This is a genomic window from Pseudomonas sp. PIC25 (genome assembly GCF_002286785.1).
Lineage (GTDB): Bacteria > Pseudomonadota > Gammaproteobacteria > Pseudomonadales > Pseudomonadaceae > Pseudomonas_M.
Map to the genome: position 1 here is coordinate 1 of NZ_MUJY01000068.1, position 14838 is coordinate 14838.

Here is a 14838-nt window from a genome sequence, read left to right on the forward strand (position 1 = left end):
GAACTGAGCTACGCCAGCGACGGCACCACCCTGGCGAGCAACCGCCTGTACTACCTGCACGCCGACCACCTCAACACCCCGCGCCTGGCCACCGACACCCAGCAGCGCCTGCTGTGGAGCTGGAACAGCGACGCCTTCGGCGTCGGCCCCGCCAACCCCGACGTGGACGGCGACGGCATCGCCATCGACATCCCCCTACGCTTCCCCGGCCAGCTCTACGACGCGCACAGTGCGCTGCACTACAACTACTTCCGGGACTACGATCCGGAGACTGGGCGGTATGTGGAAAGCGACCCCATCGGCCTGAACGGCGGGTTGAATACGTATGGGTATGTAGAAGGTAATCCGATTTACTATTCGGACCCAAGTGGGTTAGAGCCACACGTCCCATACGATACTTTCGCGGAGGCTCGAATCGAAATGCTTAAAGATCTACGCGAAAGAGGTATTAAAACAGGGTTCGAGTGGACAGCATATATTTACAGACTCCCCTCAGAAGGCTGTGTTTTCTGGGCCTACACTGAGCAATCGACTATTCAAAACCCGTCAAAGGTTCCACCGCAACCTCCTATTGACTCGGAGACCCCGCCTTATGAGCATGGTCACAACCATCCAAGTAATAATGGTTTTTCTCCTGAGGACCGAGCGGTATCAGAGAAATTACATGTCCCAGTTTCTGTAATAACCCATGACGGCCGATATCGAGTCTACTACCCATCGAGCCCCAAAGGTCCTGCAAGGGAAACAGCGTTCAGGGATTTGCCGAGATAAGAATATGAAGCTAAAGCTCCTGCTACTCACCGTTTTCCTTATGGTACAGCCACAATTAACCTGCGTCTCCTATGGAAGCGAACCTTACTCGACATCTTCAGAAACGGCTGGGGAGATTGAACTTAGGTCTTATGCAGAGTCGCAAGACACAGACTACAAAGCGTTCAGGTTTACATTGTTAAGAGGAGAGCTTGAGGACAAGCTTATTTATACGCTGATATTAAGAAATGGAAATGAAAAGCCGAGCTTGACAATAAAGAAATATAGAAATGGGAAAGATCAGTTTGTCGAGAAAAAAATCTGGCTAACTGAAAGGCAGCTTATTAATCTCCGCAGCTTTGAGCGGGCCTCGAATTTCTGGAAGCTACCAACCGAGCATGGGGTAAAAGGATTCGATGGAGCGACATGGACTTTAGAAGGAGTAGATGGTCCTATCTATCATCGGACCAATAGATGGTCTCCACTCCCTCCCTATTACAGCTCAGTAATGGATCCCAAGACTCACGAGCTTGTTAAATCTCCTCACACTCCGCCAGGGAGTGACTTTAAGTATTCTGATGAGGTTGGCTTGGATATGTTTTGTCTGCTGATAATTTTAATGCAGCCCGGGTTCGATGACTTGATCTATTAACTGGGCGGTTGCAGGAGCTGAGTGCAACACGGTTATTGAATTGAGGCGGGTACCAAAAAGTAAGCTGATAATCCTTGCGAGCCGAGGTGCTGTGACGTTAGCGCTTGGCGCGGCTCGTATGTTTACCTGTTTTTCTGGTGACCGCTTATTCCATACATTGACGGTCGGCATTGATCCTTTCAATGTCGACCCTGCTTCCTTCACAGGTGCTTCATCGCGTGGCTGTTTCTTCTCGGTTGACGTCTCAACTTCACCCTATCCGAAACCAGAGTCTCCCATGCCCCGCTACCCTTTTGCCCTGACCCTCAGCCTCCTGGCCACGCCGCTGCTGGCCGCGCCCAAGCCCTGTGAGGCGTTGAAGGAAGAGATCGAAGTGAAGATCCAGGCCGCTGGCGTCACCACCTATACGCTCGAGATCGTGCCCAACGACGAGGTGGAGGATCAGAGCATGGTGGTGGGCAGTTGCGACAACGGCACCCGGAAGATCATCTACCAGAAGAACGGCTGACGGCGCGCCGCCAGCCATCCCGCCTCACCCCTGATACCCCTCCACCAGGTGCTGGTCCTTCAGCCGCACGTAGTTGTCGGCGCTGTAGCGGAAGTAGCTGCGTTCCTTGTCGGTGAGCGGGCGGGCCTGTTTGGCCGGGCTGCCGACGTAGAGGTAGCCGCTTTCCAGGCGCTTGCCTGGCGGGACGAGGCTGCCGGCGCCGAGGACGACTTCGTCTTCGATCACCACGCCATCCATGACGATGCTGCCCATGCCGATCAGCACGCGGCTGCCGATGCTGCAACCGTGGAGGATGACCTTGTGGCCGATGGTCACGTCGTCGCCGATGGTGAGGGGGTAGCCGCCGGGGTTGAAGGGGCCGGCGTGGGTGATGTGCAGCACGCTGCCGTCTTGGACGCTGGTGCGTTCGCCGACGCGGATGCTGTGCATGTCGCCGCGGATCACCGCCAGGGGCCAGACGGAGCTGTCGGCGCCGATCTCCACGTCGCCGAGTACCACGGCGGAGGCGTCCACGAAGACCCGCTCGCCGAGCTGCGGAGTGAAGTGCTGGTAGGTGCGAATCGACACGATAGAAACCTCTTGGGCTGCGGTGGAAGGCGATTGTAATTAAGATGGCGCGCATAGCCCGCTGTCAAAACGGTGCCGGGGAGCAACCCCGGTCGACCGTGGTCACAGCTTGAAGTCCATTGCCACAGGTGAAGACGCCGTGTCTGCGAACAACCCCTTGCTGCAGCCTTTCGACCTGCCACCCTATTCCGCCATCCTTCCGGAACACGTCGAGCCGGCCATCGATGCGATCCTCGCCGACAATCGTGCGGCTATCGCCGACCTGCTTTCCCGACAGTCTGGCACACCGAGCTGGGACGGGCTGGTGCTGGCCCTGGACGAACTGGGCGAGCGCCTTGGCCGCGCCTGGAGCCCGGTCAGTCACCTCAATGCAGTGCGCAACAGCCAGGACCTGCGCCAGGCGTATGAAGCCTGCCTGCCGAAGCTGTCCGCCTACTGGACCGAACTGGGCCAGAACCGCGCGCTGTTCGATGCCTACAAGGCGCTGGCCGAAAGCCCCGCGGCGAGCGCGTTCGACGTGGCGCAGAAGACCATCCTCGACCATGCCCTGCGCGATTTCCGGCTGTCCGGTATCGATCTGCCGGAAGCCGAGCAGAAGCGTTACGCCGACATCCAGATGAAGCTGTCCGAGCTGTCCAGCCGCTTCTCCAACCAGTTGCTCGACGCGACCCAGGCGTGGACCAAGCACGTCACCGACGAAGCCGCCCTGGCCGGGCTGACCGACTCGGCCAAGGCGCAGATGGCCGAGGCCGCCAAGGCGAAGAGCCTCGATGGCTGGCTGATCACCCTGGAGTTCCCCAGCTACTACGCGGTGATGACCTACGCCGAAGACCGCGCCCTGCGCGAGGAGGTCTATGCGGCCTACTGCACCCGCGCTTCCGACCAGGGGCCGAACGCCGGCCGGTTCGACAACGGTCCGCTGATGGAGGAAATCCTCGACTTGCGCCAGGAACTGGCCAAGCTGCTCGGCTACGCCAATTTCGCCGAGCTGAGCCTGGCGACCAAAATGGCCGAGTCCAGCGAGCAGGTGTTGCACTTCCTCCGCGACCTGGCGGTGCGCAGCAAGCCGTTCGCCGAGCAGGACCTGGCCGAGTTGAAGGCATTCGCCGCCGAGCAGGGCTGCACCGACCTGAAGAGCTGGGATGTCGGTTATTACAGCGAGAAGCTGCGCCAGCAGCGCTACAGCATTTCCCAGGAAGCGCTGCGCGCCTACTTCCCCATCGACAAGGTGCTTTCCGGGCTGTTCGTCATTGTCGAGCGCCTGTATGGCATCCAGATTCAGGAGCTGTCCGGCTTCGACAGTTGGCACCCGGACGTGCGCCTGTTCGAGATCCGCGAGAACGGCCAGCACGTCGGCCGCTTCTTCTTCGACCTCTACGCCCGCTCTAACAAGCGCGGCGGTGCCTGGATGGACGGCGCCCGCGACAAGCGCCGCACCGTCCAGGGCGAGCTGGTCAGCCCGGTGGCCAATCTGGTGTGCAACTTCACCCCGCCGGTGGGCGGCAAGCCGGCACTGCTCACCCATGACGAAGTGACCACCCTCTTCCACGAGTTCGGCCATGGCCTGCACCACCTGCTGACCCGCATCGAGCATGCCGGTGCCTCCGGCATCAACGGCGTGGCCTGGGACGCGGTGGAGCTGCCCAGCCAGTTCATGGAGAACTGGTGCTGGGAGCCGGAAGGTTTGGCGCTGATCTCCGGCCATCACGAAACCGGCGAGCCGCTGCCCCAGGACCTGCTGGACAAGATGCTGGCGGCGAAAAACTTCCAGTCCGGCCTGATGATGGTGCGCCAGCTGGAGTTTTCCCTGTTCGACTTCGAGCTGCATGCCACCCATGGCGACGGCCGCAGCGTGCTCGACGTGCTGGAAGGTATCCGCGACGAGGTAGCGGTGTTGCGTCCGCCAGCGTACAACCGCTTTGCCAACAGCTTCGCCCACATCTTCGCCGGCGGTTATGCAGCCGGTTACTACAGCTACAAATGGGCCGAGGTGCTGTCCGCCGATGCCTTCTCGCGCTTCGAGGAAGAAGGCGTGTTCAACCCCGAGACCGGCCGCGCCTTCCGCGAGGCGATCCTGGCCCGTGGCGGTTCCCAGGAACCGATGGTGCTGTTCGTCGCCTTCCGCGGCCGTGAGCCGTCCATCGATGCCTTGTTGCGCCACCTCGGCCTGAGCCAGGAGGCGGCATGAGCGACGCGCCTTCCAAGGTGACTGCGAAGCGCTTCATCGCCGGTGCCGTATGCCCGGCGTGCAGCCAGATGGACACCATCAAGATGTGGGACGAAGACGGCGTGCCGCACCGCGAATGCGTTGCCTGCGGCTACGCCGACACGCTCAACGCCCAGGGCCAATCGGTACCCAGGGAGCTGAGCACGCGGGTCAACAAGACCACGCCCAAGCCGGCCAACCCGAAGGTGCAGCCGGTGCAGTTCTTCCCCAATCCGAAGCTGAAGAAGCCGAAGGAATAGCGCGCTGGCGATCCCCGGATTGCGCTGCGCTGATCCGGGCTACGGATGTAGGAGCGAATTCATTCGCCCAACGAAGTCACGTCAGGACGCTGGTCGGGAAGGGCTGACGAAAACGAAAAGGCTCGCCATACTGTATGGATAAACAGTGTTCGTGAGCCTTGCCATGTCCCATCCAACCCTTCCTCCGCGTGGCCGCGGCACGGCCAGCAATCCACACAACCGTTTCGCCCCGACCCGCGCCGAAGCCTACGACGACGGCTGGTTCCAGGAAGTCCCGCCCTGCCGCGCCACCGAGGTGCGCAGCGAGACGGCGAAGACGGTGATCACCCGCAACAAGTCCCCGGACGTGGGTTTCGACCGTTCGGTGAATCCCTATCGTGGCTGCGAACATGGCTGCATCTACTGTTTCGCACGCCCCAGCCATGCGTACTGGGATATGTCGCCGGGGATCGACTTCGAAACCCGGCTGATCGCCAAGACCAACCTCGTCGCTTCCCTCGAACAGGAGCTGAGCAAGCCGGGCTACGTGCCGCAGCCCATCGCCCTGGGTATCAACACCGACGCCTACCAGCCGATCGAACGGGAGCAGCGCCTGACACGCGGTGCGCTGGAGGTGTTGCTGCGCTACCGCCATCCGGTGCACATCATCACCAAGAGTTCGCTGATCCTGCGCGACCTCGACCTGCTCAGCCAGTTGGCCGAACAGCGGCTGGTCAGCGTGGCGCTGAGCCTGACCACCCTGGACGACGAATTGAAACGGATCATGGAGCCCCGCGCCGCCTCGCCGTCGGCGCGCCTGCGGACCCTGCGCGTGCTGCACGAGAACGGCGTGCCGGTGAACGTGCTGTGCGCGCCGATCATCCCGATGATCAACGACATGGAACTGGAACGCATGCTGGAGGCCGCGCGCGATACCGGCGCCCGCTCGGCCGGCTACGTGCTGATCCGCCTGCCCCACGAAATCGCCGAGCTGTTCGAAGAATGGCTACGGGCGCATTTCCCCGACCGCGCCGAGCACGTGATGAGCCTGATCCGCCAGTGTCGCGGCGGCAAGAATTACGACAGCCGATTCGGCACCCGCATGCGTGGCGAAGGCATTTATGCCGACCTGCTGGCGCAGCGTTTCCAGATCGCCATCCGCCGGCTCGGCCTCAACCGCCGCGACTATGGTCTCCTGGATTGCAGCCGTTTCGCGCCACCGGGTGGGCAGTTGTCGTTGTTGTGAGGTTCTGGCGAGGGCCGCGGGGCTTCGATGGGCGAATGAATTCGCCCCTTGGTTGTCCGTGGATGAGTCGCCTCCTGAGCCAGCTCTGCTGGCGATAGCGATTGGAGAGCGCTATTTCGCCACCCCCGAAGACTGTGCGGGAATGGCCATCTGCCTGCCTGAAGCGCCCGTCTTAGAGCGGTTTCGTTCAGTTTCGCTTAAGTTTTTTGGCTTAGCCTTGCGAACGATGTGACCACGGGGTCACAGCCTGCCGTCCAGCTCTCGTCAGGTTCGAAAAGTGCGAAACTTGTCTCATTCGTCATGGAGGTCCGAAAAATGAACGATCGCGAACCCACTCGACCCGAGCCCACCGGTGCATTACCCCAGGCGGAAGGTGCGCAGGAGGCGCTGCAACACATCGTCGAAGGCTTCCAGCGTTTCCGGCATGAAGTCTTCCCGCAGCAGGAAGAGCTGTTCCGGAAACTGGCCAACGCCCAGCGGCCGCGCGCCATGTTCATCACCTGCGCGGACTCGCGCATCGTCCCCGAGCTGATCACCCAGAGCTCGCCAGGCGATCTGTTCGTTACCCGTAACGTCGGCAATGTCGTACCGCCTTACGGGCAGATGAACGGCGGCGTATCCACCGCCATCGAGTACGCGGTAATGGCGCTGGGCGTGCACCACATCATCGTCTGCGGTCACTCCGACTGCGGTGCCATGAAGGCAGTGATGGACCCGCAGACCCTTGAGCGCATGCCCACGGTCAAGGCCTGGCTGCGGCATTGCGAGGTGGCCAAGACGGTGGTGGCGGAGAACTGCCATTGCTGCGGCGACCAGGAAACGCTGGAAGTACTGACCGAAGAGAACGTCGTCGCCCAGCTCAATCATCTCTCCACCCACCCCTCGGTGGCGTCGCGCATCGCCAGCGGCCAGTTGTTCATCCACGGCTGGGTCTATTGCATCGAAACCAGCGAAATCAAAGCCTACGACGCCGAGCTCGGCGCCTTCCGCCCGCTCGATGGCGAGGGGCCGGTTCCCCTGGCGACACCCAGACCGCGCTACCAGCAGTGACTGCCTGTCGCATGGGTGGCAGCTGACAATAATTACACCGCTGCCGATCGCATTGCCGGTCACCTGATCTTTTCTTCACTGCCTTCGACGCCCGACGCTGAGCCTCGCGCTCCGTGTCGCGGCGAATCACGTGCCGACTTTTTGTGAGGAGACAGCGCCATGTCTGTCGAAACCCTGAAATCCACGCTGCCACGGGACGCCCTGGCGTCCGTGGTGGTCTTTCTCGTCGCCCTGCCGTTGTGCATGGGCATCGCCATCGCCTCGGGCATGCCGCCGGCCAAGGGGCTGATCACCGGTATCGTCGGCGGGTTGGTGGTCGGCTTCCTGGCCGGCGCGCCGTTGCAGGTCAGTGGGCCGGCCGCCGGACTGACCGTGCTGGTCTTCGAGCTGGTGCAGCAGTTCGGTGCCGCCATGCTCGGACCGATCCTCCTGCTTGCCGGTGCGATCCAGTTGCTGGCCGGACGGCTGCGCCTCGGCTGCTGGTTCCGCGTCACCGCGCCGGCGGTGGTGTACGGCATGCTCGCCGGCATCGGCGTGCTGATCGTGCTGTCCCAGCTCCACGTGATGCTGGATGCCTCTCCCCAGGCGTCCGGACTGGACAACCTGCAGGCGTTTCCCGCCGCTCTGCGCGAGGCGTTGCCGCTGATCGGTGCGGGGGACGGATTCGCCGCCGGGCTGCTGGGTCTGCTGACCATCGGCCTGATGGCGCTGTGGGATCGCTTTCGTCCCGGTCGCCTGCGCCTGTTGCCAGGTGCGCTGCTCGGGGTGGCGGCAGCGACCCTGGTCGGTCTGTGGATGGAGCTCGACGTGCGCCGGGTCGAGGTGCCGGCCAACCTCGGCGAGGCCATCGACTGGTTGCGGCCTGGCGACCTGCTGAGCCTGGCCGAGCCGGGCATTCTCATCGCTGCGTTGGCGGTGGCTTTCATCGCCAGTGCCGAGACGCTGCTGTCCGCCGCCGCGGTGGATCGCATGCACCAGGGACCGCGCGCCGACTTCGACCGCGAGCTGTCCGCCCAGGGGGTCGGCAACATGCTCTGCGGCCTGCTCGGTGCCTTGCCGATGACCGGGGTGATCGTGCGCAGTTCGGCGAACGTCCAGGCCGGCGCCCGTACCCGGCTATCCGCCATGCTCCACGCGGTCTGGCTGCTGGCCTCGGTGGTGCTGCTCGCCGGATTGCTGGAGCAGATTCCGGTGGCGGCCCTGGCGGCGGTGCTGGTCTATACCGGGATCAAGCTGGTCGATATCAAGGCGTTGCGCTACCTCGGGCGCTATGGCCGCATGGCGATGTTCATCTACGCCGCCACGGCCCTGGCGATCGTTTCCACCGACCTGCTCACCGGCGTGCTGATCGGCTTCGCCCTGACCCTGGCCCAGCTCGCCTGGCGCGCGTCGCGGCTGAAGATCAACCTGATCCAGGAAGAGGGCAGCCGCCACGCGGAGCTGCGCATGATTGGCGCGGCGACTTTTCTCAAGGTGCCGCAACTGGCCAAGGCGCTGGAATCGGTGCAGCCGGACTGCCACCTGCATGTGCCGCTGGATCGCCTCAGCTACATCGACCACGCCTGCATGGAACTGCTGGATGAATGGCAGCGCGCCCATCGAGCCAGCGGGGCACGCCTGATCATCGAGCAGCGTGCCCTGAAACGACGGCTGGAAGGCCGTCGCCGGCGCTTGGCCCTGGGTGCCTGAGAGCGGAACTAATCCGCTGCGCCAGGCCCCAATCCAGAGGGAAGCGGCCGTCCGTCATCGAGAGACGGGCGTCCCTGTCTGGAGGTGCCGTGGAGACTTTTCTCGACCTGCTGCAATGGCCGGCCATGCTGGCCACGGTGATCGCCGCCTGGCTGATCGGCTCGCTGAACAAGCGTCGGCGCACCTGGGGTTTCTGGTGCTTCCTGCTGAGCAATGTGCTCTGGGTGATCTGGGGCTGGTACGCCTCGGCCTGGGCGTTGATCGCCCTGCAGGTCTGCCTGGCCGTGCTGAACATCCGGGGCGTGAAGAAGAACGATCCGGACCGAACCCGGTTGGCAGAGCCCTGATATCCACCCACGCGCTGCCGAGCGGGCGCTCAAAGCGATGCGCGGATGACCAGCGGACAGTCCACCAACTGGGGACCGGGGGTTTCGAGCGCATCGATCAAGTGGCGCGCGGCGCGCTGGCCGATCTCGTAGTAGGGCAACTGCACCGTGGTCAGGGGCGGCAGGAACAGTTCGGCGATGCCGATCATGTTGTCGTAGCCGAGCACCGCGACATCGCCGGGGATTTTCAGGCCGCGGGCCAGCAGCACCTGGTACGCGCAGAAGGCGATGCGGTCGTTGCCGCAGATCAGGATGTCGAACTGCGGCCGACCCTCGACGATGTGCCGCTCGAGGATGCCCGGCGTCTCGTCATAGGCGTCATGGGTCGAGAGGTCGTACTGCAACAGCGCCGAGGGCGGCAGGCCGGCCTCGGCAAAGGCCCGTTGCATGCCCTTCTGGCGCAGCCCCCAGGCCAGGCTCTGGCTCGGCAGGTTGATGCACAGCGGGCGGCGGTAGCCCTGGCGTAAGGCGTGCTGCACGGCGCGGTACTGGCCGCTTTCGTCGTCCGGGACGTAGCTGGTCAGGCCATGGTCCTCGGCCAGGCAGTTGGCCAGCACCAGCGGTTTGCTCTTCAGGCGATCGGGGATGCTCACCCGGCGCAGCCCCATGGCGCTGAAGATCAGGCCGTCGGGACGGTGCGAGAGCATCAGGTCGATGCTCTGCTCGCTGGGTGGATCGCTGAGCAGGTTGAGCACGAACACGTTCCAGCCGGCCTGCTGCGCGGTCCGCTCGATGGACAGCAGCAACTCCACGGCGAACGGGGTGGTCGCGGTGTCCAGGGCGAACACCCCGATGGTGCGGGTCAGCAGGTTGTCGCCGCGAATCTTGCGCGCCGACATGCTGGGCACGAATTGCAGCTCGTCGATGGCGCGGCGCACCCGTTGGTAGGTCTCGGCGCTCAACTTCTCGGGATTGTTGAGCGCCCGCGAGACCGTCATCAGGGAAACGCCGGCCAGCCGGGCGACATCTTTCACTGTAGTCATGCAGGGCTACCGGACAGGGTGTGCGATGAATCATGACACAGCGCCGACGCCTGTCGCGACTGCGCCGGCGTGTGCTTCAGAGCCAGCCGCAGCCGAGGCGCCAGGCGTTGCGGATCGCCACCCGTCCGCCGTCGGCGCTGCCGAACAGCTTCACCCCAAGGCTGTCCGGGCGCGGATAGATGCGGCTGCTGAGGCTGAAGCTGCCGTCTGCGGCGAATACCTCAATGGAGGAGCGGTCGAGGAATACCCGCAGTAGCAGCGCTTCCCGGCTGGGCGCCAGGGCTACGCTGCGCTGGCCGTCGACGCCCGCACCCGAGCGGCTGCGGTCGAGCACCAGACGCTGCAGTTGGGCGTCGTAGTAGAGCAGGGTTTCCTCGCGCCCGTCGGCGCTGCAGCGCAGGGCGATGCCCAGCCTGCCGCCGGCGCAGCCGGCCAGGTCCCAGTGCACCTCCAGTTCCAGCAGGTCGCCGCCTACCTGCGGTACCGGCTGCGTGCCCTGTCCGTCCCACCAGGCCGTGCCCTGCGCCAGCAGGGCTTGCTGGCGTAGGGCCGTCAGTTCGCGCGCGGGCTGGCTGTACAGGCGGCCGTCGCGCAACTGCAGTTCGCGCGGCAGCCCGAGCATGCCGCACCAGTGGTGGGCCTTGCTCGGCATGGGGCTGTCCCACATGTCCAGCCAGGCCCAGGCCAGGCGGCGGCCGTCGGCGGCCAGCAGGGTCTGCGCGGCGTAGAAGTCGTGACCGTTATCCAGTTCGATGAATGGCCCGCCGTCGAAGCGCCAGTCGCTGCCGAGGTGACCGACGCGGTAGCCGGTCTGGTACTTGTTCAGCCGTTCGAAGCCATCCGGCTGCATGCCTTGGGGGGAGTAGAGCAGCACGTCCTGGCCGTCCAGGCGGAACAGGTCCGGGCACTCCCACATATAGCCGTCGCCCTCGCCGCCGCGGCTCGCATAGTCGAGGAATTCCCAGGTGCGCAGGTCGCTGGAGCGGTACAGCGGCAGCAGCGGCTGGTCGCCCAGGCGCGCGCCGGCGATCAGGTACCAGTGCTCGCCTTCGCGCCAGACCTTGGGGTCGCGAAAATGCATGATGGCGGCATCCGGGGCGGCGTCGATGACCGCGCCCTGCTTGGTGAAATGCACGCCGTCGTCGCTGGTGGCCAGGCACTGGACCTGGCGGATGGCGCGCTCGTCGCCCACCTCGCCCAGCCAGGTATGCCCGGTGTAGAGCAGCGCCAGATGGTCGCCGCAGACCACGGCGCTGCCGGAGAAGCAGCCGTCGCGGTCGAACGCATCGCCCGGCGCGAGGGCGATGGGAAGGTGCTGCCAGTGCACGAGGTCGCGGCTCTTGGCGTGCCCCCAGTACATCGGCCCCCAATTCGCGTCGAACGGGTGGTGCTGGTAGAACACATGGTATTCGCCACGGAAATACACCACGCCGTTCGGGTCGTTCATCCAGCCGGCCCGGGGGGCGAGGTGGTAGGCGGGACGGTAGTCATGCACGAGGCGTGCGTTACCCTCGTTCAGCGCGCGCTGGGCGAGGTCGGGGGAAACAGGCATGCAATGGCTCGTTGGATTGATGGAGTTGGTCATGCATAGCCCTGGGCCAGGGCACGCGAAGATGCGGCGTCGGGCGTGGGGCGGCGCGGCAGGGCCGCTCCCTCGGCGTCGAACAGGTGCAGGTTATCGGCGTCCGCCAGCGCCTCGACACGGTCGCCGACGCGCCAGGGGGCGTTCGTCTGGCAGCGGCAGATTAGCGGCTCGTCCTCCCCGACATCGAGATGCACATAGGTTTCGCAGCCCAGGTATTCGACTCCGGTCACGACCAATCCGGCGCTGCCCGGTGCCGTCTGCAGCGCCAGATGCTCGGGGCGCACGCCCAGGCTCAGCGGGCTGTCGGCTGTCAGTGCGCTGCTGTCGAAAGTCAGGGCCGTCAGGCGGCCGAGCGCCGGCGTTTCGATCAGGCTCTGCGGGCCGGGGGCGAGCAGGCGCGCCGGGAGAAAATTCATCCGCGGCGAACCGAGGAAACCGGCGACGAAGCGGCTCGCCGGCCGTTCGTAGAGTTCGCGCGGGGTGCCGACCTGTTCGATGCGCCCGGCATTGAGCACGACGATCTTGTCGGCCAGGGTCATCGCCTCGACCTGGTCGTGGGTCACGTAGATCATGGTGGTGCCCAGGCGATCATGCAGGCGGGCAATCTCGTTGCGCATCTGCACGCGAAGGGCCGCGTCGAGGTTGGACAGCGGTTCGTCGAACAACAGGATGTCCGGCTCGCGCGCCATCGCCCGGCCCATGGCCACGCGCTGGCGCTGGCCGCCGGACAGCTCCTTCGGCTTGCGCTGCAGGAGTTTGTCCAGTTGCAGGGTGCGTGCGGTTTCCAGCACCCGCTCGCGCAGGCTGCGCTTATCGGTCTTGGCCAGCTTGAGGCCGAAGCCGATGTTGTCGTACACGCTCATGTGCGGGTACAGCGCGTAGGACTGGAACACCATGCCGACCCCGCGCTCGCGCGGTTCCAGGTCGTTGACCCGGCGCCCGTCGATCAGCAGGTCGCCGGTGCAGATCGACTCCAGCCCGGCGATCAGCCGTAGCAGGGTCGATTTGCCGCAGCCCGAGGGGCCGACGAACACCACGAATTCGCCGCTGGCGATCTCCAGGCTGATATCGCGCAGGATGCGCAGGCCGCCCAGTTGCTTGTTCACATTGTCGAGTTGCAACTTGCTCATGCGATGGTTCCTTGTTCTCGTGGACTTAGCCCTTGAGCGCGCCGGTGGTGAGGCCGGACACGATGCGCCGCTGGAACACCAGCACCAGCAGCACCAGCGGCACGGTGACCATCACCGAGGCGGCCATCAGCAGGCCCCAGGGCAGCTCGTGCTGGCTGCCACCGGAAATCAGCGCGATGGCCACCGGAACCGTGCGCTGCTGGTCGGTCAGGGTGAAGGTCAGAGCGAAGAGGAACTCGTTCCAGGCGGCGATGAATGCCAGCAGGCCGGTGGTCACCAGCGCCGGCCAGAGCAGCGGCAGCAGCACCCGGGTGAGCGCCACCCAGGGCGAGGCACCGTCCATGATCGCCGCCTCCTCCAGTTCGCCGGGCAGTTGCCCGATGAAGGTGGTCAGCACCCAGACGGTGAACGGCAGGGTGAAGATGGTGTAGCTGAGGATCAGCGCCCAGGCGCTGTTGTACAGGCCGAGAGCGCGGATCACCTCGAACAGCCCGGAGAGCACCGCGACTTGCGGGAACATCGACACGCCCAGGACCAGCAGCAGTACCGTGGCACGGCCGCGAAACCTGACCCGGCCCAGGGCATAGGCAGCGGTCAGGCTAAGGAACAGCGCCAGCGCCACCACGCAGACAGCGACGAACACCGAGTTGCCAATGGCGTGCATGAAGGACGCCTGTTGCAGCACCGCGGCGTAATTGGAGAGGTCCGCCTTATCGGTCCAGTAGCTCACCTGGAACAAGGCGCTGGACGGCTTCAGCGAGGTGAGTACGGCGTAGTAGAAGGGGAATACCGCATACAGTAGCAACACGCCGATCGCGCCGTAGAAACCCAGGCGTAGCAGCGCTTTCTTGAACGGACGCGGGCTCATGGGCGCACCTCCATCTGGCGGCGACCGAGATAGAGATAGAACACGGCGATCACCGCGACGATCAGGAACAGCAGGGTCGAGGCAGTGCTGCCGTAGCCGACGTCCTGGAACTCTACCAGTTGCTGGCGGGCGTAGATCGACATGCTCATGGTCGATGACGAGTTCGAAGTCAGCACGTAGATGACATCGAACACCCGCAGCGAATCGAGGATGCGGAAGATCGCCGCCACCAGCAGCGCCGGCATCAGCAGCGGCAGGGTGACCCGCCAGAACACCTTCAGCGGGTGGATGCCGTCGACCCGGGCCGCCTCATAGCAATCGCCCGGCAGCATCTGCAGGGCGGCCAGCATCAGCAGTGCGACGAAGGGTACGGTCTTCCAGACGTCGACCATGATCACCGCCCACATCGACAGGCTGGCGTCGGCGGTCCAGGCCAGGGGCGCGTCGATCAGGCCCAGGCCGAGCAGCAGGTGATTGATGATGCCGAACTGGTCGTTGAGCATCCAAGCCCAAATCTTCGCCGAGACGATGGTGGGAATCGCCCAGGGGATCAGGATCATCGCGCGCACCAGGGCCCGGCCGGCGAACCGCACGTTGAGCAGCAGGGCCACCGCCAGGCCCAGCATGATCTCCAGGCTGACCGACACCGCGGTGAAGTACAGGGTGTTGCGCACCGCGTTCCACCACAGCGGATCGACTAGGATGCCCGACCAGCCATCGCCATTGCGCGCCAGATAGTTGCTCAGGCCGACGAAGGCACCGGCGCCGGTGTCGCTCAGGCTGGTATCGGTCAGGCTGAACCAGAAGGTGCGCAGCAATGGCCAGCCGGCCACCAGCAGCAGGCACAGCAGCATCGGCGTCAGGAACAGCCAGGCGGCGCGTATGCGACGGCGCTGTACGGGCGTTTCCTTGATCGGCAGGGGCTCGTCGTAAAACGACTGAGCCCGGGAGATAGAGGTGGTCATGGCGGTTCCTTGGT

At 64.3% G+C, this 14838-nt stretch carries 15 protein-coding genes; 9 read left to right on the top strand and 6 right to left on the bottom strand.

Going from position 1 to position 14838, the window contains the following annotated elements; translation table 11 throughout:
- The 3 genes from BZL41_RS08165 to BZL41_RS08170 all read left to right on the top strand — a co-directional run.
- Window positions 1-771 (top strand): RHS repeat-associated core domain-containing protein (locus BZL41_RS08165; RefSeq protein WP_305884103.1); only part of this gene is annotated, 771 nt, incomplete at its 5' end.
- 4 nt (window positions 772-775) lie between these two features.
- A complete protein-coding gene (locus BZL41_RS27890) occupies window positions 776-1402 on the top strand; it encodes a hypothetical protein (protein WP_143518045.1) in 627 nt (208 codons plus the stop codon).
- A gap of 277 nt (window positions 1403-1679) precedes the next feature.
- Entirely contained in the window at window positions 1680-1910 is a 231-nt protein-coding gene (locus tag BZL41_RS08170) for a DUF1161 domain-containing protein (protein WP_095598830.1), read from the top strand.
- Window positions 1911-1934: 24 nt separating this feature from the next.
- On the opposite strand, the gene BZL41_RS08175 is transcribed toward BZL41_RS08170, so the two are convergent.
- Window positions 1935-2477 (bottom strand): gamma carbonic anhydrase family protein, encoded by a 543-nt coding sequence (locus BZL41_RS08175; protein ID WP_095598831.1) that lies wholly within the window; start codon window positions 2475-2477, stop codon window positions 1935-1937.
- A 139-nt stretch (window positions 2478-2616) separates the two neighbouring features.
- On the opposite strand from BZL41_RS08175, the gene prlC reads away from it, so the two are divergent.
- From prlC to BZL41_RS08205, 6 genes are all read left to right on the top strand, one after another.
- Window positions 2617-4665, top strand: a complete 2049-nt coding sequence (gene prlC / locus BZL41_RS08180; protein ID WP_095598832.1) for an oligopeptidase A — start codon at window positions 2617-2619, stop codon at window positions 4663-4665.
- A complete protein-coding gene (locus BZL41_RS08185; protein ID WP_095598833.1) occupies window positions 4662-4943 on the top strand; it encodes a YheV family putative zinc ribbon protein in 282 nt (93 codons plus the stop codon). Before prlC ends, BZL41_RS08185 begins: the two co-directional genes overlap by 4 nt.
- 163 nt (window positions 4944-5106) lie before the next feature.
- Window positions 5107-6168 (top strand): PA0069 family radical SAM protein, encoded by a 1062-nt coding sequence (locus BZL41_RS08190; protein WP_095598834.1) that lies wholly within the window; start codon window positions 5107-5109, stop codon window positions 6166-6168.
- Window positions 6169-6483: 315 nt separating this feature from the next.
- The gene (locus BZL41_RS08195; RefSeq protein ID WP_095598835.1) at window positions 6484-7218 is read left to right on the top strand and encodes a carbonic anhydrase; all 735 of its coding nucleotides are present in this window, start codon (window positions 6484-6486) and stop codon (window positions 7216-7218) included.
- A gap of 159 nt (window positions 7219-7377) precedes the next feature.
- Window positions 7378-8907, top strand: coding sequence for a SulP family inorganic anion transporter (locus BZL41_RS08200; RefSeq protein WP_095598836.1), 1530 nt, complete (start codon window positions 7378-7380; stop codon window positions 8905-8907).
- A gap of 89 nt (window positions 8908-8996) precedes the next feature.
- Window positions 8997-9254, top strand: coding sequence for a hypothetical protein (locus BZL41_RS08205; protein WP_174706144.1), 258 nt, complete (start codon window positions 8997-8999; stop codon window positions 9252-9254).
- Window positions 9255-9283: 29 nt separating this feature from the next.
- Here BZL41_RS08205 and BZL41_RS08210 read toward each other — a convergent pair whose 3' ends face one another.
- The 5 genes from BZL41_RS08210 to BZL41_RS08230 all read right to left on the bottom strand — a co-directional run bounded on the left by BZL41_RS08210 (window position 9284) and on the right by BZL41_RS08230 (window position 14824).
- Window positions 9284-10276 (bottom strand): LacI family DNA-binding transcriptional regulator, encoded by a 993-nt coding sequence (locus BZL41_RS08210; RefSeq protein WP_095598837.1) that lies wholly within the window; start codon window positions 10274-10276, stop codon window positions 9284-9286.
- A gap of 76 nt (window positions 10277-10352) precedes the next feature.
- Window positions 10353-11861, bottom strand: coding sequence for a glycoside hydrolase family 32 protein (locus tag BZL41_RS08215; protein WP_174706145.1), 1509 nt, complete (start codon window positions 11859-11861; stop codon window positions 10353-10355).
- Complete coding sequence (locus BZL41_RS08220) at window positions 11858-12991, bottom strand: ABC transporter ATP-binding protein (RefSeq protein WP_095598839.1); 1134 nt, start codon at window positions 12989-12991, stop codon at window positions 11858-11860. The genes BZL41_RS08215 and BZL41_RS08220 overlap by 4 nt, the downstream gene beginning before the upstream one ends.
- A 25-nt stretch (window positions 12992-13016) precedes the next feature.
- Window positions 13017-13859, bottom strand: coding sequence for a carbohydrate ABC transporter permease (locus BZL41_RS08225; protein ID WP_095598840.1), 843 nt, complete (start codon window positions 13857-13859; stop codon window positions 13017-13019).
- Window positions 13856-14824: a carbohydrate ABC transporter permease gene (locus BZL41_RS08230; protein ID WP_095598841.1), complete on the bottom strand. Its 969-nt coding sequence runs from the start codon at window positions 14822-14824 to the stop codon at window positions 13856-13858. The genes BZL41_RS08225 and BZL41_RS08230 overlap by 4 nt, the downstream gene beginning before the upstream one ends.
- Window positions 14825-14838: the final 14 nt, after the last annotated feature.